Origin of the sequence: Pseudomonas sp. YJ42, from assembly GCF_047225135.1 — a bacterium.
GTDB lineage: Bacteria > Pseudomonadota > Gammaproteobacteria > Pseudomonadales > Pseudomonadaceae > Stutzerimonas > Stutzerimonas stutzeri_E.
In genome coordinates, this window is record NZ_CP178378.1 from 524,264 (window position 1) to 546,258 (window position 21,995).

2 protein-coding genes are annotated in these 21,995 nt (G+C 67.3%); both read right to left on the minus strand.

Annotated elements, in window-relative coordinates; genetic code table 11:
* Positions 1-50: 50 nt before the first annotated feature.
* Entirely contained in the window at positions 51-9,167 is a 9,117-nt protein-coding gene (locus ACL0K2_RS02285) for an amino acid adenylation domain-containing protein (RefSeq protein WP_413043682.1), read from the minus strand.
* Entirely contained in the window at positions 9,167-21,949 is a 12,783-nt protein-coding gene (locus ACL0K2_RS02290) for a non-ribosomal peptide synthase/polyketide synthase (RefSeq protein WP_413043683.1), read from the minus strand. The genes ACL0K2_RS02285 and ACL0K2_RS02290 overlap by 1 nt, the downstream gene beginning before the upstream one ends.
* Between the last annotated feature and the right edge of the window lie 46 nt (positions 21,950-21,995).

Sequence of the window (21,995 nt, forward strand, 5' to 3'; positions counted from 1 at the left end):
CGGCCCGGCATGTCGCCGGACCAGCGCTGGATAGTTGATTGATGAATGGTTCATGCGGGCAGGCACGCCTGTTCCTGGCGTTCACCGTGCGTCGCACAGCAATGCTCGATCACCGCCTGCAGCTCTTCCTGCAGCCCGGCCATCAGCTGCTCGATGGTCGAACGGCGATAGAGGCGTCGGCTGAACACACAGCGCAGGCTCAATCGCCCCTCATAGACCTGGCCAACGATCTCCAGCCATGCATTCAGCGGCGCGCTGGCGGCGTAGGCATCACCGGCGCTTTCCTGCACCGGCGCGAACAGCGCCTGGTCGTCGAAGCCCTGATCGAACTGCCCCAGATAGTTGAAGATGACCTGCGGCTGCGCCCGCTCCGCCAGGCGTCGACGTGTCGACTCGTCACCCAGATAGCGCAGCACGCCGTAGCCGATGCCCCTCTGCGGCAAGGCGCGCAGCTGATCACGGACCGCCGGAATCGCTTCAGCGTAACCGCCCTCGCCCGGTGTCAGGCGCAGCGGGAACAGGCTGGTGAACCAACCCAGGGTGCGGCTGTGATCCAGATCATCGAACAGGTCCTCACGACCATGACCTTCCATGCCGACCAGCACCGAGGCGCTGTCGCTCCAGCGGCACAGTGTGCGGCCCAGAGCGGTCAGCAGCAAATCGTTGATCTGCGTCCGATAGGCCTCCGGGGCGACCTTCAGCAGTCGTTCGGTCTGCTCCGGCGCAAGTCTCCACTGCACCTGCTCGCGATAGGCCACCCGGGCGTGCCCACGCGGGTTGTCGCGAGGCAGATCGACCAATCCGGCCGGCTCGGTCTGTGCCAGCCAGTAAGGCAGTTCCGCCGCCAGGCGGGGATGCCCGGCATAGCCGCGCAAGCCATCGGCCCACGCCTGGTAGCTGCAGCTCGGTGCAGGAAAGCTCGCTGCCTGCCCTTCGCACAGGCGCCGGTAGGTCTGTTTCAGCTCCGCCAGCAGGATGCGCCAGGACACCCCATCCACCCCCAGGTGGTGCGCCACCAGCAGCAGACGTCGGCTACCGTCGTCCATTTCGCTGTAGACCGCCCGAAACAGGCGTCCGTCGGCGATGGACAGGCTGCGCTGGGCCTGATTGGCGATGGCCACCATCGCCGCGGGGTCGGCCGCCGGCCGGACCCACAGCAGCGGATCCTCATCCAGCCGGAGCGCGTCCATGCCTTGCAGACGCTGGCGCCACTGACCGTCCGCGCCCCGCTGGAACGCCAGACGCAAGCTGCCGTGCTCACCGAGGACCGCGCGCAGCGCCGCTTCGAGCTGTTCGCAGTCCAGCGGCTGCCGGCACGCCAGCAGCACCGACTGGTTGAAATGGTCGGCCTCTTGCAGGCCCTGTTCGAACAACCATTGCTGGATCGGCAGCAGGCCGAAGCAGTCGCCATCCTGCGCTGCCGATGCAGTGAATTGTTCGGCCGCGAGGGCGGGCTGTGCGTCGCGCCGTTCCAGCAGCGCGGCGATGGTCTGGTACTGGAGGAGATCACGCAGGCGAATGTCCAGCGCCGGATCGCCACCCTGGCGCACCTGGGACACCACCTGCAAGCTGAGGATCGAATCACCGCCCAGGTCGAAGAAGTTATCGTGAATGCCGACCCGCTCGACCTGCAGCACCTGCGCCCAGATCGCCGCCAGCATCCGCTCGGCGTCGTTGCGCGGCGCGACATAGCCGGTCCCTTCCCAGCTCGGTTCGGGTAGCGCCTTGCGGTCGACTTTGCCGGCCGGAGACAACGGCAGGCACTGCAACGCCAGGATCTGGGCCGGCACCATGTAATCCGGCAGCTGCGTGCGCAGATAGCTGCGCAAGGTGTCGCCATCGACGTCACCGACCACGTAGCCGATCAGCTGCTTGCCGCTCGCACCTTCACGGGCGACCACCACGGCCTCCCGCACCTGCGGATGGGCTTGCAGGCGGGCTTCGATCTCGCCCAGCTCGATACGGAAGCCGCGGATCTTCACCTGATGATCGATACGCCCGACATACTCGACGACCCCGTCTGAGCGACCGCGCACAAGGTCACCGGTGCGGTACATGCGGCCACCCGGCTCGCCGAATGGATCGGCGACGAAACGCTCGGCAGTCAGCGCCGCACGCTGGTGGTAGCCACGCGCCAGGCCACTGCCGCCGATGTACAGCTCGCCAGCCACACCCAACGGCACTGGGCGCAGCGCTTCGTCGAGGATGTACAACCGGCGCGAGCCGACCGCCGTGCCAATGGGGGCATAGGTCGCTTCACAGCGGGTCGTTGCATCAGCCTTCCAGAGCAACGGCGTGACCACGGTCTCGGTCGGCCCGTAGCCGTTGATCAGATGTTCGGCACGCAGGTTGTGACGGGCCAGCTCGAAGGCCGCCTCAGCCACCGCATCGCCGCCGAAGCAGTAGATCCGCATGCTCGGGGCATGCCCGACACGCGCGGCCTGATCGGCCAATTGCTGAAGGTAGACTGGCGGAAACGCGGCGACGGTCACCGCATGCTCGCGCAGTTGCTCCAGGGTCTGGTCCGGTGCCCACAGCGCATCGCCGCGGATCAGCAGGCTACCGCCGTGGCTAAGCGCGGTTAGCCAGCGTTCATGGGCACCGTCGAAGGCGAACGACATGAAGATCAGCTCGCGATCGTTCGGGCCCATCCCGTAGCGCTCGCCGATTGCACGGCAATGCATGGCGATGTCGCCATGGGCCACCGCCACGCCCTTTGGCTGTCCGGTGGAACCGGAGGTGTAGATGAGGTAGGCCAGGTTGCCCGGCTGCAACGATACCTGCGGAAGTTCGGCGTGCTCTCCGGACAGCTCGAGCCCGTCCAGCTCCAAGCAAGCAACGCCCTCGGGCAGGGGCAAGCGGTCGCGCAGACGGCTGTCGGTAAGCAACAGGGCGATGCCGGCGTCCTGCATTTGGAAGGCCAAACGCTCGCGTGGGTAGTCGGCATCCAGCGGCACATAGGCGCCACCGGCCTTGAGCACCGCGAGCAGCGCCAAGGGCAGCTCGACACCGCGCGGCAGGGCCACACCGACACGCACCTCGGGGCCGACCCCAAGCGCCATCAGGCGCCGCGCCAGGCGGTTGGAGCCTTCCTCCAGGGCCTTGCGATCGAGGCGTGCGCCTTCGCTGATGAGCACGCAGGCATCCGGTCGCTCACGGTTATGCCGGGCAATCGCCAGATGCACCGGCTCGAAGCTCTCGACCACCGGCGCCTGGCCGTGCAAGCGTGCCTGGGCGTCCAGCTCAGCGACGCTCAAGCAAGCCAGATCGGCGATGCGCCGGTCGCCGCCCTCCAGCATCGAGGCAAGGATCTGTTCCAGATTGGCGCGAATACGCAGCGCCGCCTCGTCCGTGAAATGACTGCGCAGGTACTGGTACTCGATTTCCAGGCCATCACCGAGGCGTATCGCCAGGTCCATCGGCACGCTGGTGACATCCTTGGATACCAGCTCGCCGAAGCGCGGGCCTGTGCCGCCGCCTTGCTTGAGCGCCTCGTCGACCGGATAGTTCTCGAACACGATGATGCTGTCGAACAGCGCCTGGCCACTGTGCCCAGCCCAGCGCTGAATGTCGTACAGCGGCGTGTATTCGTACTCGCGGACTTCGACGTTGTATGCCTGCAGCTCGCGCAGCCAGTCGCCGAGTTCGGCCTGCGCCGCCGGCGCCTGGGCCACCGGCAAGGTATTGATGAACAGCCCCAGCAACCCCTCGGCACCGGGCAGATTCGTCGGCCGGCCGGCGACCGTGGCGCCGAAAGCCACTCGGCGCTTACCGGTGTAGCGCTGTAGAAGCAGTAGCCAGGCCGCCTGCAACAGGGTATTGAGTGTCACCCGCTCGCGGCGGGCGAAGGCACGCAGGCGTTCGGTGGCGGCCGTGTCGTAGCGGCTGTAGGTGACGCCGTGGTCGCTGCCCTCCGCCGGACGCGGCAAGCAATCTGCCAGCAGTGTTGGCTCATCCAGCCCGGCCAGTTGCTCACGCCAGAAGGCCTCGGCGGCGACCGCATCCTGGCGCTGTAGCCAGGCGATGTAATCGGCGTAGCGGGCGATCGGCGACGGCAAGGACTCGCCGGCATAGACCTGCAGCACCTCCTTGATCAGCTGCGCTCCGCTCCAACCGTCCGTCAGCAGGTGGTGCATGGTCCAGATCAGTTGCCAGCGGCCATCGCCCAACGCCAGCAGGCTCATGCGCTGCAAAGGTGGCCGGGCGAGATCGAAGCCTTCGGCACGGTCGCGTTCGGCGAAGGCGACGACGTCCGTCTCTTCCTCGATCACCCGTATTTCGGTCGGCACCTGGCGGTGTACCACCTGCAGCGGCTGGCGCAAACCGCCCTGCCAGAGGAAACCGCTGCGCAGCGTTTCGTGGCGGGCCACTACTTGAGCCCAAGCGGCCTGCAGGCGCGACGGGTCGAGATGCTCCACCGCCACGCTGATCTGGTTCACGTAGAGCCCCGAGCCCGGGTTGTCGAGGGCATGGAACAGCATGCCTTGCTGCATCGGCGACAGCGGATAGAGGTCCTCGATCTGCACCGCTGGCAAGTCGAGCGCATCGAGCTGCGCCTGATCGATGCCGGCCAGCGGGAAGTCCGACGGCGTCACCCCGCCCGCCTCGCCTTCGAGGCAATGCGCGATCAATGCGCGCAGCTCGTCAAGATAGCGGCCGGCCAATTGCTCGATTGTCGCGACCTCGAACATCTCGCGGCTGAAGGTGAAGCGCAGGCCCAGGCGGGCATCGAGTACCTGCCCATCGATGCTCAGCCAGTTACCCAGCGGTGCCTCGCCATCGCGGTTCGGCCCTGCACTTTCGTTGGCCGGCCGCAGCAGTGCATCGTCGGAGAAGCTGGCATCGAACTGGCCGAGGTAGTTGAAGGTCACGCGCGGCTCGTGCAGATCATCCAGGCCCTCGCCGAAATGACGCAGCAAACCGTAGCCGAGACCACGCCGCGGAACCGCGCGCAGCTGTTCCTTGACGGACTTGATCGCCGCGGCTGGCTCGCCACCGGCATGCAAACGCACCGGATAGAGGCTTGTGAACCAACCCACCGTGCGGCTCAGGTCGATGTCCTCGGACAGGGTTTCTCGGCCGTGTCCTTCCAGCATCAGCGAGGCGCTGTCGGCGCCGGTCCAGGCGCACAACGTGCGGGCAAGAGCCGTGAGCAGCAGATCGTTGACCTGGGTGCGGTAGGCCGCCGGGGCCTGTTGCAGCAGTGCGCGGGTGTTGGCTTCGTCCAGTTCCAGACGCAGCGTATACGCCTCCCGCTCGACCAGACGGACGTCAGTGCGAGCATCAGGCAGCGCCGCAGCGGTGCCGTCCAGTTGAGCCCGCCAGTAATCCCGTTCCGCCGCCAGTTCCTCGCTGCCGCCCCATTCACCCAGGTGCTGCGCCCAGCGCTTGAACGAACTGCTGCGCGGCGCCAGGGGTTGGCTCCGGTAGAGCGCCTGCAGATCTTCCAGCAGGATGCGCCAGGACACGCCATCGACCACCAGATGATGGATCGCCAGCAACAGCCGTTGGCTGCCGTCGGCCATGGTCACCAGCAAGACGCGCAGCAACGGGCCACGCGCCAGGTCGAGGCTGGTCTGGGCAGCGTGACAGTGCATTTTTAGCTCGCCGGCGTCCGCCGCCTCACGCAGCCAGAGCAGATCGGGATCCGGCTGCTCGGCATGCCCGGCGTGAAGGCCGTCGGCGGCGAAACGCAGACGTAGGGCGTCGTGATGAGCGACCAATGCCGTCAAAGCTTCGGCCAACCGCCGAGGATCGAGCGCTTCCCGGGGCTCCAGCAACAGCGCCTGGTTCCAATGAGCACGGCGCGGCATGGGCGTGGCGAGGAATGCCCGTTGGATCGGCAGCAACGGCGTTTCACCCTGCTCCGGCCCCTGCACGTCTTGCACCGCGGCGTCCCGCACGACCGCCGCCAGAGTGCGCAGGGTCTGATGTTGGAACATGTCCTTGGGGCTGAGCTGCAATCCCGCCTGGCGGGCGCGGCTGACTACCTGGATGGAGACGATGGAGTCACCGCCCAGCTCGAAGAAGTTGTCTTCGCGGCCGACGCGCTGCACACCCAGCACGCCCTGCCAGATATCCGCCAGCAATACTTCGCGCGCCGTCACCGGGGCCTGGTAATCGGCCTGCGGCTGGCTGAGGTCGGGTTCTGGCAGCGCCTTGCGGTCCAGCTTGCCGTTCGGCGATAGCGGCATGGCCTCAAGCACCAGAATCCTCGCCGGCACCATGTAGTCCGGCAATTGCACGGCCAGGGCCTGGCGCAGCAGGTCGCCGTCGCAGCTCGCCACGGCATATCCCACCAACTGCTTGCCTTGCGGCGTATCGCGGGCCACCACCACCGCTTCGTCCACCTGCGGATGGGCCTGCAGCCGTGCCTCGATCTCGCCCAACTCGATACGCAAACCGCGGATCTTCACCTGGTGGTCGATGCGCCCGACATACTCGATGGCCCCGTCCTCGCGCCAGCGCGCCAGGTCACCGGTGCGATAGAGGCGCCCGCCTTCGCCGAACGGATCGGCGACGAAGCGCTCGGCGGTCAGCCCCGGCCGTGCGTGATAACCCCGTGCTAGGCCCACGCCGCCGATGTACAGTTCGCCGGCCACGCCTTGCGGTACCGGCTCCAACCAGGCGTCGAGGATGTACAGGCGCAGGTTGTCGATGGGCCGACCGATCGGCACGATGTGCCGCTCGTTTTCCTCCTCGCAAGCCCAGTAGCTGACGTCGATAGCCGCCTCGGTGGGGCCGTAGAGGTTGTGCAGTTTGGCAACGAGGCGCTGGCGGAACTGCTGTTGCAGTTCGTACGGCAGCGCCTCGCCGCTGCACATCACCTGCCTGAGCGACGAGCACTGTTCCAGCTCACCGGAGGCTACGAAGGCCTGCAGCATCGACGGCACGAAGTGCAGCACGCTGACGTCGCCCGCATTGATCACCTGACGCAAGGCCAGCGGATCGCGGTGCGCGCCCGGCTCGGCCACCACCAGCGTGGCACCGGTCATAAGCGGCCAAAAGAATTCCCAGACCGAGACGTCGAAGCTGAACGGGGTCTTTTGCAGCACCCGGTCGTTTTCAGTCAGGCGGTATTGCTTCTGCTTCCAGTGCAGGCGGTTGATCAAGGCCTGGTGGCTGTTGCCGGCGCCCTTCGGCTTGCCGGTGGAGCCGGAGGTGTAGATCAGGTAGGCCAAGTTCTGCGGCGTGCCGAGGGTCGGCAGATCGCCGTCATCCAGCGCTTCCACCTGCGGCCAGTCGCGGTCGAGGCAGAACAGTCGAGCACTCGACTCAGGCAACGCCTCGCACAGGTGCGCCTGGGTCAGCAGCAGTGTCACGCCGCTGTCGGCGAGCATGTGCTCCAGGCGTTCGCGGGGGTAATCCGGGTCCATCGGCACGTAGGCGCCACCGGCCTTAATGATGGCCAGGAGCGCCACCACCAGCTCGACGGAACGCTCGGCGGCCACACCTACCAGTACATCCGGCCCCACACCCTGCCCGCGGAGCCAGCGTGCCAGGCGGTTGGCACGGCTGTGCAGCTCGCGGTAGCTCAGGCGCTGTGCGCCGAATTGCAGCGCCAGGGCATCCGGGCTACGCGAGGCCTGTTGTTCCAGTAGCGTTTGCAATTGAACGGCATCAGGGAACGCCGCCTCGGTGGCATTCCAGCCCTGCAGCAGTTGCTCGCGCTCGGTCTCTGACAGCATCGGCAACTGCCCCACCGGCTGCCGCGGATCGGCCACCAACGCTTGCAGCAGGTTGAGAAAGTGTCCGCAGAGACGCTCGATGGTCGACGCATCGAACAGGTCGGTGGCGTACACGAATTGACCGCGCACCTGCCCGTCACGGCCCTCCTCGGTCTGCAACATCAGGTCGAATTTGGCGATGCCGACGTCCAGCGTCAGGCTCTCCAGCGTCAGCCGACCGCCCTCGCCGCCGGGCAGTTCGCGCAACGCGTCGCGGGCGCTCGGCAGATGGTTGCAGGCCACCTGAAACAGCGGGTTGTGGCTCAGGCTACGTTCTGGTTGTAGCACGTCCACCAGCCGCTCGAAGGGCAGCTCCTGATGCGCCTGGGCATCCAGCACGGCCTGGCGCACCTCGCCGAGCAACTGGGCGAACGAGGCGTGCTCGTCGATTTCGCTGCACAACACTTGGGTATTGACGAAGAAGCCCACCAACCGCTCGCACTCGGCGCGGCCCCGGTTGGCCACCGGCACGCCGACGCGCAGCTCGCGCTGGCCACTGTAGCGCATCAGCAGCACTTCGAACGCCGCCAGCAGCACCATGAACAGGCTCGCCCCCTGACCGCGTGCCAGGCTGCGCAGGCCGATCACCAGCGGCAGCGGTAGCTCGAAGTTCTGCGCGGCGCCCCGGTAGCTTTGCACTGGCGGACGCGGGCGATCGCTGGATAGGGTCAACACCAGCGCCGGATCGCCGATGCGCCGGGTCCAGTAGTCGAGCTGGCGTTGCTCCTCGCCAGCCGCCATCCACAAGCGTTGCCAGCGGGCATGGTCGGCGTATTGGATCGGCAGCGGAGCGAGATCGGCCTCCCGACCTTCGGCGAAGGCGCTGTAGAGTTTGGCGAACTCGTCGATCAGCACGCCCATGGACCAACCATCGGAGACAATGTGATGCAGGGTCAGCAGGAGGATGTGATGATCGGTGTCCAGACGCAGCAGGTCGAGCCGTAGCAGCGGGCCTTCGGCGAGGTCGAACGGGCGCCGGGCGGATTGCTCCAGGTGCTCACCGGCGCTGGCTTCACGCTGAGTCTGAGGCAGCGCCGACAGATCCTTCTCGACCAGCGCCAACGGCAGCGAGGGCAGGATCACCTGGAGCGGCTCACCGCCCTCGTCGCGAAACAGCGTGCGCAGGCTCTCATGCCGTACCACCAGCGCCTCGAAGGCGCGACGCAGGGCGGAACGGTCCAATACGCCGCGCAGGCGAACCGCCGCTGGGATGTTATAGGCGGCGCTGTCCGGCTCCATCTGCCAGAGGAACCACAGGCGGCTCTGCGCCGGCGACAACGGCGCGCGTTCGCAGGGCTGGCGGCCGATGGGCAAGCGCTCCAGGCTCACCCCCTTTTCCCGCAACTGACGCAGGAAGGTCAGCTGTCGTTCTTCCGGGAGCGCGCCCAGGCGCTCGGCAATCACGCGCAGTTGTTCGGTTTGCGCATCCAGCATCGTCATCAGAAGTTCTCCAGCTCGCCCAGCAACTCATCCATCAGGTCCAATTCGGCGTTCTCCGGCGGCGCGCTGTCCTGTTGCGCCTGCAGATGGGCGGCCAGCGCCTGGATGGAATTCAATTCGAACAGACGGTGCAACGGCAGCGTGACGCCGAGGCGGTTGCGCAGCGTCATCCCGACCTGGGTCAACAACAACGAATGCCCGCCCAAGGCAAAAAAGTCGTCAGTGATGCCGACCCGCTCGACCTGCAGCACCTGCGCCCAGATAGCCGCCAACTCACGCTCCAGATCGGTGCGTGGGGCAACGTAGCCCACCGTCGTGGAACCGAATTCCGGTTCCGGCAGCGCCTTGCGGTCCAGCTTGCCGTTGGGCGACAGCGGCATGGCCTCCAGCACCAGAATGCGCGTCGGCACCATGTAGTCCGGCAACTGCTCGGCCAGTGCCTGGCGCAGCAGGTCGCCGTCGCAGCTCGCCACGGCGTAGCCCACCAGTTGCTTGCTTTGCGGCGTATCGCGGGCCACCACCACCGCTTCGTCCACCTGCGGATGGGCCTGCAGCCGTGCCTCGATCTCGCCCAACTCGATACGCAAACCGCGGATCTTCACCTGGTGGTCGATGCGGCCGACGTACTCGATGGCGCCGTCCTCGCGCCAGCGCGCCAGGTCGCCGCTGCGATAGAGGCGCCCGCCTTCGCTGAATGGATCGGCGACGAAGCGCTCGGCGGTCAGCCCCGGCCGGGCGTGATAACCCCGCGCCAAGCCCACGCCGCCGATGTACAGCTCACCGGCTACACCTGGCGTCACTGGCTCCAGCCAGGCGTCGAGGATGTACAGCTTGAGGTTGTCGATGGGCCGGCCAATCGGCACGATGTGCCGCGGGTTTTCCTCCTCGCAAGCCCAGTAGCTGACGTCGATGGCCGCCTCGGTCGGGCCGTAGAGGTTGTGCAGCTTGGCCGGATGACGCTGGCGGAATTGCTGTTGCAGCTCGTAGGGCAATGCCTCGCCGCTGCACATCACCTGCTTGAGCGATGGGCACTGCTCCAGCTCGCCGGAGGCGACGAAGGCCTGCAGCATCGACGGTACGAAGTGCAGCACGCTGACCTCGCCCGCGTTGATCACCTGACGCAGCGCCAAGGGATCGCGATGCGCTCCAGGCTCGGCCACCACCAGCGCCGCGCCGGTCAGCAGTGGCCAAAAGAACTCCCAGACCGAGACATCGAAGCTGAACGGGGTCTTTTGCAGGACGCGATCAGCCGATGTCAGGCCGTACTCCTTCTGCATCCAGTGCAGACGGTTGATCAGCGCCGCGTGGCTGTTGCCGGCACCTTTCGGCTTGCCGGTCGAACCAGAGGTGTAGATCAGGTAGGCCAGGTTCTGCGGCGTGCCGAGGGTCGGCAGATCGCCGTCATCCAACGCTTCCACCTGGGGCCAGTCGCGGTCGAGGCAGAACAGTCGAGCACTCGACTCAGGCAATGCCTCGCACAGGTGCGCCTGGGTCAGCAGCAGTGTCACGCCGCTGTCGGTGAGCATGTGTTCCAGGCGTTCGCGGGGGTAATCCGGGTCCATCGGCACGTAGGCGCCACCGGCCTTGACGATGGCCAGCAAGGCCACCACCAGTTCGACGGAACGCTCGGCGGCCACACCCACCAGTACATCCGGCCCCACACCCTGCCCGCGCAGCCAGCGGGCCAGGCGGTTGGCGCGGCTGTGCAGCTCGCGGTAGCTCAGGCGCTGTGCGCCGAACTGCAAGGCCAGGGCATCCGGGCTACGCGAGGCCTGTTGCTGCAGCAGCGTTTGCAATTGAACGGCATCAGGGAACGCCGCCTCGGTGGCATTCCAGCCGTGCAGCAGCTGCTCGCGCTCGGGCTTGGCGAGCATCGGCAGATCGGCCAAACGGCGGCCCGCGTCGTCGACCAGAGCCAGCAGCAAGCGCTCGAAGTGCTCGCGCACGCGCTCCACCTGGCTCGCCGCTAGGCGGTCTGCCCGGTAGGCGTAGCGCACATCCAGACACTCGCCGGCGCTGGCCACCAGGGCCAGAGCGAAGTGAGTGCTTTCCAGCGGTTTCTGACTTAGGACTTTCAGGTCATTACCGCCGCCCGCCAGGACGGCATCCATGGGGAAGTTCTCGAATACCAGGATGCTGTCGAACAACGCCTGCCCCGGCTTGCCAGCCCAGCGCTGGATATCGTACAGCGGGCTGTGCTCGAACTCGCGGGCATCCAGGTTCAGCGCTTGCAGGTCGCGCAGCCAGTCGCCAACACCCTGCTCCGGCTCGACCGGATGGACGATGGGCAAGGTGTTGATGAACAGCCCGAGCAGGCTTTCCGCCGTCGGCAATCCGGCCGGGCGGCCAGCGACGGTGGCGCCGAAACAGGGTCGCGCCTGCCCCGTGTAGCGCTGCAAAAGCAACAGCCAGGCCCCCTGTAGCAACGTATTGAGCGTCATGCGCTGGGCCTGGGCGAACTGTTGCAGGCGACGTGTCGCGCTGGCATCCAAGCGGCTGTTCACCTCCCGCGCGGGCTCGTCGGCTGCCTGACTCAACGCGCCGGCCAACAGGGTCGGCTCCTCGAAGTCGGCCAGCCGCTCGCGCCAGAAGCGCTCGCCGGCATCGGCGTTCTGAATCTGCAACCATGCGATGTAATCGCGGTACTGCCCAATCTGCGCCGGCAACGACTCGCCCCGGTAAAGCGCGAGTACTTCGCCGATCTGCCGAGCGCTGCTCCAGCCGTCGGCGATCAGATGATGGCAGGTCCAGATCAGGTGATAGCGGTGCTCGCCCAGCCGCACCAGAGTCACACGCTGCAGCGGCGGCGCGGCTAGGTCGAACCCTTCCTCTCGCTCGGCATCGGCCAAGGCATCCGCTGCCGCGGGATCGAAGCCGCGCTCGCGCCAGTCATGTTCGCGTACCGGCAACTCGGCCTGGCGCAGCACGAACTGCAAGGGTGCGCCGCCCTCGGTTACCAGGAAACCGGTGCGCAATGCGGCATGACGGGCAATCACTTGTCGCCAAGCAGCGATAAAGCGCGACGCATCGAGCCCGTCCAGATCGACCCGCAGCTGGTTGATGTAAAGGCCCGAGCCCGGCACATCGAGGGCATGGAACAGCAGCCCTTGCTGCATCGGCGACAGCGGATAGAGGTCATCCAGATTGGTTACGGGCAGCGCGAGGCTGTCCAGCGCGGCCTGGTCCAGCCCTGCCAATGGCACGTCGCTTGGTGAAAGACGCGGCTCGGCCTCCTTCACGTGGGCCAACAGCCCGAGCAGCGACTGCTCCAGGCCCTGAACAAGCGCGTCGATGGCCTCGCCAGCGAACATGGCGCGGCTGTAGGTCAGTTCCAGTTTCAGACGACCGCCGAGTACGCGGCCGTTGATCACCAGCCAGTTGCCCAGGGGTGCAATGTCCGACTGGCTGCGGCCGGCGGACTCGCTGGCGGGATGGAATGTCGCCTCCGCGCCGAACTGCTGATCGAACTGGCCGAGGTAGTTGAAGGTGACACGGGGCTGGCCCGCGCTTTTCAAAACGTCGGCATGGTCACTCAGGTAGCGCAGCACGCCATAGCCGATACCGGCGCGCGGCACCGCCCGCAGCGCTTCCTTCACCGCACGCAACGCCGTACCGGGCTCGCCGGTCGGACGCAGGCGCAACGGGTAAAGGCTGGTGAACCAGCCGACCGCGCGCGACAGTTCCAGCGGCTCGCCCTCGTCGAAGGCATCGCGGCCGTGACCTTCCACTTCGAGCAGCGCCTCGTCCGCGCCGGTCCAGTCGCACAGCGCGCGGCCTAAGGCCGTTAGCAACAGGTCATTGATCCGCAGGCGTTGATTAGCCAGGGCCGGGCCAAGCAGCTCGGCAGTAGAGGCTACGTCCAGCTGTACGTGCCGCTGCTCCGCTTCGCGCCAAGTCGTCCGCGCATCGGGCACTGCTTGCGGGAAGCACGGAGCATCCGCCAGTTGCGCCTGCCAGTATGGCAACTCGGCGGCCAACGCCGGGCTCGCCGCCAGCGCCTGCTGGCGGACAGCCCAGACGGCATGGCTGTCACCCTCGATCGCCAACACGATGGGTTGGCCGGAACGGGCGGCTCGATAGACGCTGTGCAGGTCTTCCAGTAGCACCCGCCAGGACACCCCATCCACTGCGAGGTGGTGAATCGCCAGCAGCAGCCGTTCGCCGCCCTGCTCCAGCCTGACGTGCATGGCGCGCAGCAGCGGACCCTGGCGCAGATCGAGGCTACGCTGGGCCTCGTCGCACAAGCGTTCGAGCGTCTGCTGGTCGGCAGCACGACGGCGCCAGAGCAAGGTCAAGTCGAGCGCGCCGAGCTCGGCGATGCGCAGGCGCGGGCTATCGCCGTCCTGGCGCAGACGCAGCGACGGATGGCGCTCCAGCAGGGCATGCAGGGCCCGAGCCAGCACGTCGAGATCGAGCTTTTCCCGTGGCTCCAGCAGCACCGCCTGGTTCCAGTGGTTACGCAGTGCCGCCGGCACACGCTCGAAGAAACGTGCCTGCACCGGTGCCAGCGGCGCTTCGCTGTTGGCGGGCGCGACGACCGTCGTCGGAACGGCCGTCGGCACGGCGCGGACCTCCAGCCATTGCGCCAGCTGGCGTACGGTCTGCCGTTCGAAAAGCTGCTTGGGGCTGAGCTTGAAGCCCAGTTTGCGGATGCGCGCGATGATCTGCAGGCTGAGAATCGAGTCGCCGCCCAATTCGAAGAAGTTATCCTCGGCGCCCACTCGCTCGACCTTGAGCACGGCCTGCCAGATCGCCGCCAGCTGGCTTTCCAGCTCGTTCAGCGGTTGCTCGTCGTGCACGGTCGCAGCGCCCGGACGCGGCAGCGCCTGGCGGTCGACCTTGCCATTGGCGGTCAGCGGCAGCGCCGGCAGCAGCATCAGGTGCGCCGGCAGCAAGTATTCCGGTACCTCGGCGGCCAAGGCCTGGCGCAGCGTCTCGGCGTCACCGTCGGCCACGCACCAGGCCAGCAGGCGCAGCGGGCCGTCGCCCTCACGTTCGGCCAACACCTGCGCATCACGAACGCCCGGCAAGCGCTTGAGGACCTGGGCCAGTTCCGCAGGCTCGACCCGGTATCCGCGGATCTTCACTTGCTCGTCGAGACGGCCCAGAAATTCGATTTCGCCGTCGGCGCGCAGCCGGACGCGGTCACCGCTGCGGTAGTGGCGTTCGCCGTCCAGCTCGACGAAGCGCTCAGTCGTCAGCTCCGGCTGGCCGAGATAACCCTCGGCCAGCCCGGCACCGGCAATCAGCAGTTCACCAGGGACACCCAGCGGGAGGCTGGCGAGCTGGGAATCGACGACTCGCACGTGGACATTCGGCAGCGGCCGACCGATGGCCAGGCTGCCGTCCGGTAGTGCATCACCTGCACGCCATTCATGCGTCAGCACACCGACCGTGGTTTCGCTCGGGCCATAGTGGTTGACCACCCGCAGCGCCGGCGTCAGCTCGCGCAGACGGGCCAACAGCGGCCCGCTGGTGGCCTCGCCACCGACCACCAGCAGGCGACGCGGCAGCACGCTGGCCGGTTGCGGCGCAGCAGCCAGCAGGCCGGCGAGATGGCTCGGGACAACCTTCAGCACATCCACGGCGCGCCCTTGCATGAAAGCCGCGAAACGCTCGGCATCCCCCACCTCATCAGCGCTCGCCAGGCACAGCCGCCCACCGCTGCACAGGGCACCGAACAGGCTGGTATGGCCGAGATCGGCCGCTACCGAAGACACCATCGCCCAGCCTTCACCGGGCTGGCCATCCAGGCGCGTCAGTACACCCTGGACGTAGTTGGCCAGGGCCGCATGGCTGACCACCACGCCCTTGGGCTGGCCGCTGGAGCCAGAGGTGAAGATCACGTAGGCCGGGCTGGCCGAGGCGATGGTCACGGCCGGCGCATCGGCCGGGAAGTCCTGCGGACCCTCGGCCTCCACCCGCAGCGCGGCATCAGCGAAGATCGCAGCAACCTCGGCATCGCCCACCAGCACCCGTCGCGCCCCGCTCTCGACCAGCAGCCCCTGCAGGCGCGCGGCCGGCAGCACCGGGTCCAGCGGTACGTAGGCGGCGCCGCTCTTGAGGACACCCAACAGCATCAACACCCAGCGCGCGCCTCGTGCCTCACACAACGCGACCCGCTCGCCAGGGCCGAGCCCCTCGGCTCGCAGCGCATGGGCCAGGCGGTTGGCAGCGGCGTCCAATTCGGCATAGCTGTAGCGACCATCCCAGGCCTCGACCGCGGCCTCGTCCGGGCGCGCATCGCGCTGGCGAGCAAACAGTCGTAGAACGTCGGCGGCTGGCCATGGGCGACGTTCTCCGGCCAGTTCCGAACGTGCCTCGGCCGATGCCGGGGCCAGCCGTGCGAGCGGTTCGAACGGCCGGGCACAGAACTGCTCGAGCTGCCAGGCGAAGACGGCGGCGATGCGTGCCACGGTACTGGCATCGAACAGATCGCGGGCAAATACGAAACTACCGCGCAGACGGCCGTCATCACTGGCTTCGGCCATGTCCAGGGCCAGATCGAAGCGCGCGCCGTACTGCTCCTCACTAAACAATTCCAGACGCAGCGGGCCGGCAGCAGGGAGCGCACTGACATCGAAACCGAAGTTGAACTTGACCTGCGCCAGCGGGTTCCAGGCCAGGCTGCGCTCGGGTTGCAGGGCCTCGACCAGTTGCTCGAACGGCAGGTCCTGGTGCGCCTGGGCACCGAGGGCCAGGGGTTTGAGGCTAGCCAGCAGATCGGCGAAGGATGCCTGCGGGTCGATCCGGCAGGGGAAAACCTGCGTGTTGACGAAGAAACCGATCAGCCCTTCGGTTTCCAGTTGCTGGCGATTGGCGACCGGCACGGCGACGCGCAGGTCGTCCTGCCCGCTCCAGCTGCGCAGCAGCACGCCATAGGCGCTCAGCAAGAGCATGAACAGGGTGACATCCTGGCTTCGCGCCAGGGCCTTGAGGCGCTCGCTGAGCTCGGCATCCAGTTCGAAGCCGAGACTGCCACCCCGGTAGCTCTGCTGGGCCGGACGCTGGCGATCAGTAGCCAGGGCGAGTATCGGGTTGTCGCGGCCGAGTTGCTCCACCCACCAGGCCAGTTGGCGCTCGCCTTCTCCGTCTGCGAGCAGGGTCCGCTGCCACTGTGCGTAGTCGGCGTACTGCACCGGCAGCACCGGCAACTGTGCTTCGATGCCATCGAGGGCAGCACGGTAGAGCGCCGCGAACTCGTCCATCAGCACGCGGATCGACCAGCCGTCGGAGACGATGTGGTGCAGGGTCAACAGCAGCACATGTTCCTCGTCGGCCAGGCGCAGCAACGTCAGGCGCAGCAGCGGACCGTCACGCAGGTCGAACGGGCGTGCGGCCTCCTCCTCTGCCAGACGGCGTGTCTGAACTTCTGCGTCTGGCTGGGTCGACAGGTCCAGGCGCGCCAGGGGCAGCTCCACATGGGGATGGATGATCTGGCACGGCTCGCCGTCGCGCTCGTCGAAGGTAGTGCGCAGGGTTTCATGGCGCGCCACCAGCGCAGCGAAGGTCTGCCGCAATGCAGCTTCATCCAGCGCGCCACGCAGGCGCAGTGCACCCGGCACGTTGTAGGCCGCACTTTGCGGCTCCATCTGCCAGAAGAACCACAGGCGGCTCTGCGCTGGCGACAGAGGCAAGGCGCCGTCGCGCGGCAGCGCACGCAGCGGCGGCCGACCTGAGCCGCTACCGAGCGCAGCGACACGGGTGGCGAAGGCATCCAGCCGTGACGCCTCGAAAATCACCTGCAGCGGGCAATCCAGTTTGAGGTCACGACGAATCCGCGACACCAACCGGGTGGCCAACAGCGAATGGCCGCCAAGTTCGAAGAAGTCGTCCTCGCGGCTGATCCGTGGTACCTCCAACAAACCGGCCCACAATTCGGCGAGCTGATGTTCCAGCCCGTCGCGCGGCGGGACATAGCAGTCGCGTCCTGTCTCCGCGACTTCAGGCAGCGCCTTGCGGTCGATCTTGCCGTTGGCGTTCAGCGGCAGGCGCTCCAGGCCAAGGATCTGTGCCGGCACCATGTACTCCGGCAGCTGCTCACGCAGTGCCGCCTTGAGCGCATCCACCGGCAGCGCTGGCGCCACGTAGGCCACCAGCCGGCGGCCGCCCGCGCCTTCGCGGCAGACCACGGCCGCCTCGCGTACGCCGTCCAGCGCGCGCAGGCGCGCTTCGATCTCGCCCGGCTCGATACGAAAGCCACGAATCTTCACCTGCTGATCTACCCGGCCGAGGTAGTCCATCACCCCGTCTTCGCGCCAACGCACTCGATCGCCGGTGCGATAGAGACGGCCTCCAGCCGTGCCGAACGGATCGGCGACGAAGCGCTCGGCAGTCATCCCTGGGCGCCGGTGGTAACCGCGCGCCAGCATCTCACCGCCGATGTACAGCTCGCCGGCCACGCCGCGCGGCAGCGGCTGCATGTGTTCGTCGAGCACGTACAGCGCACGGGCACCGACTGCCTCGCCGATGGGTGCATAGGCTGCACCGCAGCGCGCGGTGGCATCGGCTTTCCACAGCAACGGCGTCACCACCGTTTCGGTCGGCCCGTAGCCGTTGATCAGGTGCTCGGCCTTAAGGCTGCGTCGTGCAAGCTCGAAAGCCGCTTCGGGCACTGCATCACCACCGAAGCAGTAGATGCGCATGCTCGGCGCATGGCCGAGGCGCGCCGCCTGCTCGGCCAGTTGCTGCAGATAGGCCGGTGGCAAGGCGGTGACCGTGACCTGATGGCGCTTGAGGCGTTCCAGGGTTTCTTCCGGCGTCCATAGCGCCTCGCCGCGCACCAGCAAGCTGGCGCCATGGGACAACGCAGTGAGCCAGCGCTCGTGAGCACCATCGAAGGCGAAGGACATGAAGATCAGCTCGCGGTCGGCCGGGCTCATGGCATAGCGCTGACCGATGGCACGGCAGTGCGCGGCGATCTCGCCATGGGCTACCGCCACGCCCTTGGGCTGGCCGGTAGAGCCGGAGGTATAGATCAGGTACGCCAGATTGGCCGGATGGATCCGCGACGGCGGGCACTCGGCTGGCCAGCCGGCGTAGTCGAAGCGGTCGAGATCCAGGCGCTGCACGTTCTCTGTCGAGCGTAAACGCTCGGCCAGCGAGGCGTGGCTGATCAGCCAGCCGATGCCGGCGTCCTGCATCAGCCAGCTCAGGCGCTCGTGCGGGTAGTCCAGATCCAGTGGCACGTAGGCGCCGCCCGTCTTCATCACGGCCAGCAGTGCGAGCGGGATATCGAGCCCGCGCGGCAGGGCTACGCCGACTCGCGATTCCGGGCCGACACCGGCCGCCACTAGCGCCTGGGCGAGGCGGTTGGCGCGCGCGTCCAGCTCGGCGAAACTCAGCTCGCATTCATCATCCAGCACCGCCACTGCCTGAGGGCGCTCGGCAGCCTGGGTGGCGATGCGCGCGGCCAGGGGTTCGAAGGTGGCGTCCTGGACCGGCGCATCGGCGCGCCACAGCGCGGCATCGAGCCAGGCGCTGGCCTCCAGCGGCGACTCGGCTGGTTGGGTCGGCAAAACGCGCAGCAGCGCGAGGAACTGCTCGGCCATGCGCGCCATGCCCTCGGCGGCATACCGCTCGGCGGCGTAACAGAAGCTCAGCTCGACGCCATCACGACTCTCACGAACGCGCAGGACCAGGTCGAAAGGCGTTTCCAGGTCGATCTGCCGCAGGCTTTCCACGGCCAGGCCTGGCAGACTCGGATCGGTGCGCACCTGGTAGTCATAGGCCACTTGGCACAACGGATGTCGGCCATGACTACGTTCGGGTTGCAAGGCTTCGACCAGTTGCTCGAACGGCAGGCCCTGGTGCGCCTGGGCCTCCAGCAAGCCGTCACGTACCTGGCGCAGCAGCCCGGCCAGGGTCGGGTTGGCCGACAGGTCACAGCGCATCACCAGCAGGTTGACAAAGAAGCCCACCAGCCGCTCGCTGGCAAGCTGGTCGCGGCCGGCCTGGGTGAGCCCGACGCGCAAGTCGTGCTGGCCGGTGAAGCGCTGCAGCAGCAGGTTGAAGGCGGCCAGCAGGAGCATGGCCAGGGTGACGCCATGACGCTGGGCAAGGCCGCGCAGGTCGGCAGCGAAGCTGTCATCGAGGCGCTGTTCGACGAAACCGGCGCGGCGCCCCGCCTTGTGGGTACTGGCCAGGGCGTAAGGCAGCTCCAGCGGTGAATGCTCGTCGCCCAGATGCGCACGCCACCAATCCAGCAGACGTGCGCCCTCCCCGGCATCCAGGGCCTGCTGTTGAGCGGCGGCGATGTCGAGGTACTGGACCTCGAGCGCAGGCAGCGTGGCGGAACGGTCTTGCAGGCGCGCCGCATAGCAGGCGGCGAATTCCTCCAGCAGCAGATTCAGCGAGGCCCCGTCCGCGACGATGTGGTGCACGCATAGCAGCAGCGTCTGTCGGCCTTCACCCATGCGTTGCAAACGCAGGCGCAGTAGCGGGCCGCTGGCCAGATCGAAGGGCTCGGCGGCGAAACAGGCCGCATCGGCCTCGGCGGTATCCGGCTGGGCGCTCAGGTCGATCTCGCTGAAGGGCACCGCGCCGGGCTCGGCGAGTCGCAGCTGGACCTCACCGTCGGCGCCTTCGATGAATCGGCTGCGCAGGGTTTCGTGGCGCACGAGCAGATCGGCGAATGCCTGTCGCAACGCGGGGCGATCCAGCTCGCCAAGCAGGGTCAGGCTGCCGGCGATGTGATAGAGCGCGCTGTGCGGCTCCAGCTTCCAGAGGAACCACAGACGGCGCTGGGCCGGTGACAGGGGCAACAGATCCGCCCGCGCCAGGCGCGACACGTTGCGCGGTGCTTCGGCGGATGCCGCGTGGCTGGCCAGGGCCGCGACGAACGCGCCCAGTTCGGGCGCTTCGAACAACAGCCGCATGTCCACGGCGCGACCGTGGCGTTCCCGTAGGCGAGCCAGCAGTTGGGTGGCGCGGATCGAGTCACCGCCGAGCGCGAAGAAGTGGTCGTCGCGAGCGACCTGCGGCACCTGCAGCACCTCGCACCAGAGCGCGGCCATGGCCTGCTCGGCCTCATTCAGCGATGCCAGGGTGACAGTCGCCGGATCAGCGACCGACGACTCCCCGGCACGCTGTACGGCATAGGTATCGAGGGTACCGTCAGCCAATTTGTGCCGGCAGGCGGAGCGCTGCAACTTGCCGCTTGAGGTCTTCGGCAATGCGCCCGGCTCCAGCAACGCCACCACCAGCGGCGCTTCTTGGAAGGTTTCCGCCAGGGCGGCGCTAATCGCCTTGATCAGCGTGGCGGCTGGCACCAGCTTGCGCACGCTGCGACCGACCTCGGCGGCGATGCCGATGCCTTCACGACCATTGTGCTCAACGGCGAACGCGGACACGCGACCCTTGCGCAGCACGTCCACCTCCTCTTCTACGCAGCGCTCAATATCCTGCGGGTAAAGGTTCTGGCCGCGAACGATGATCATGTCCTTGAGCCGGCCGGTCACGTACAGCTCATCGTTGTGCAGGAAGCCCAGATCGCCGGTGCGCAGCCAGGTGCGGCCGTCGCGTTCGATGAACACCTGTGCACTGGCCTCGGGGTTGCGCCAGTAGCCCAGCGCCACGCTCGGACCGCTGCTCCAGATTTCACCGACGCCACCCGGCGCCACCGTCTCACGGCTGACCGGGTCGATCAGTTGCACGTCGTGGCCCGGTTGCGGACGCCCGCAACTGACCAGGGTGGTGCCCTGGCCGGGACGGCCTTGATTGGCGGCCAGCGCCGTCGGATCCACGGCCATCAGACCGATGCCCTTGCCGCGCTGTCCGCCGGCGACGAACAGGGTCGCTTCGGCGAGGCCGTAGGACGCGTAGAGCGCGTTCGGATCGAACCCCACCGGGGCGAAGGTGCTGGCGAAACGCTCAAGGGTATCGGGACGGATCGGTTCGGAACCGGAGAACGCCAGCCGCCAACTGCTCAGGTCGAGGCCGTCCATCGCCGACTCACGGATGCGCTCGCAGCACAGCCGGAAGGCGAAGTCCGGGCCGCCGCTCACCGTGCCGCCATAGCGCGAGATCGCTTCCAGCCAGCGCCGCGGACGCTCGAGGAAGTAGCGTGGCGACATCAGCACGCAGGGAATACCGCTGTAGATCGGCTGCAGCAGGCCGCCGATCAGGCCCATGTCATGGAACAGCGGCAGCCAGCTGACCATCACGTCGTCGGCCCGCATGTCCAGCCCATGGCGGATCAACCGCTCGTTGGCCAGCAGGTTGCCATGGCTGACCTGTACGCCCTTGGGCGTCGAGGTCGAGCCGGAGGTGTATTGCAGGAAGGCAATGTGCGTATCGCTCAGTTCCGGCATCCCCCATCCCGACGCAAGGCCGGTGGGCGTCTGGTCGACCGCGAGCAGCTGCGGCGAGGTATCGCCGGTCCGCTGGCAGGCCGGACGCAGGGCGTCGATAAGGCTGGAGTCGGTGAGTACCAGGCTGGGCTCGGCGTCGTCGAGGATCGCCCGCAAACGCGCCAGGTGCTGGGGGCGCACCGATTCCGGCGGATAGGCCGGCACCGCGATGATGCCGGCATAGAGGCAGGCGAAGAAGGCCGTCACGTATTCCGGGCTGCTGTGCAACAGCAACACGGCGCGGTCGCCGGGCTGGCCATGCTGAAGCAACCAGACGGCCAGATCCCGGGCGCGCTCGTCCAGCGCGCGATACGTCAGCGGTTCGTCGACCCCTTCGGCAATGAAGCGCAGGGCGATATCGTGTGGCGTTTCGGCGGCGCGCTGGCACAGCACCTCGAGCAGGTTGGCGGCAGCGTCGTAACGATCATTCATGGCATCACCTTGAAACGCGGCGAGTGTCTGGCACCCGCCGAGGAAT

Excerpts from the sequence above, each read along its gene's own strand:
- ACL0K2_RS02285 (WP_413043682.1), bottom strand. The coding sequence starts at position 9,167 with ATGACGATGCTGGATGCGCAAACCGAACAACTGCGCGTGATTGCCGAG.
- ACL0K2_RS02290 (WP_413043683.1), bottom strand. The coding sequence starts at position 21,949 with ATGAATGATCGTTACGACGCTGCCGCCAACCTGCTCGAGGTGCTGTGC.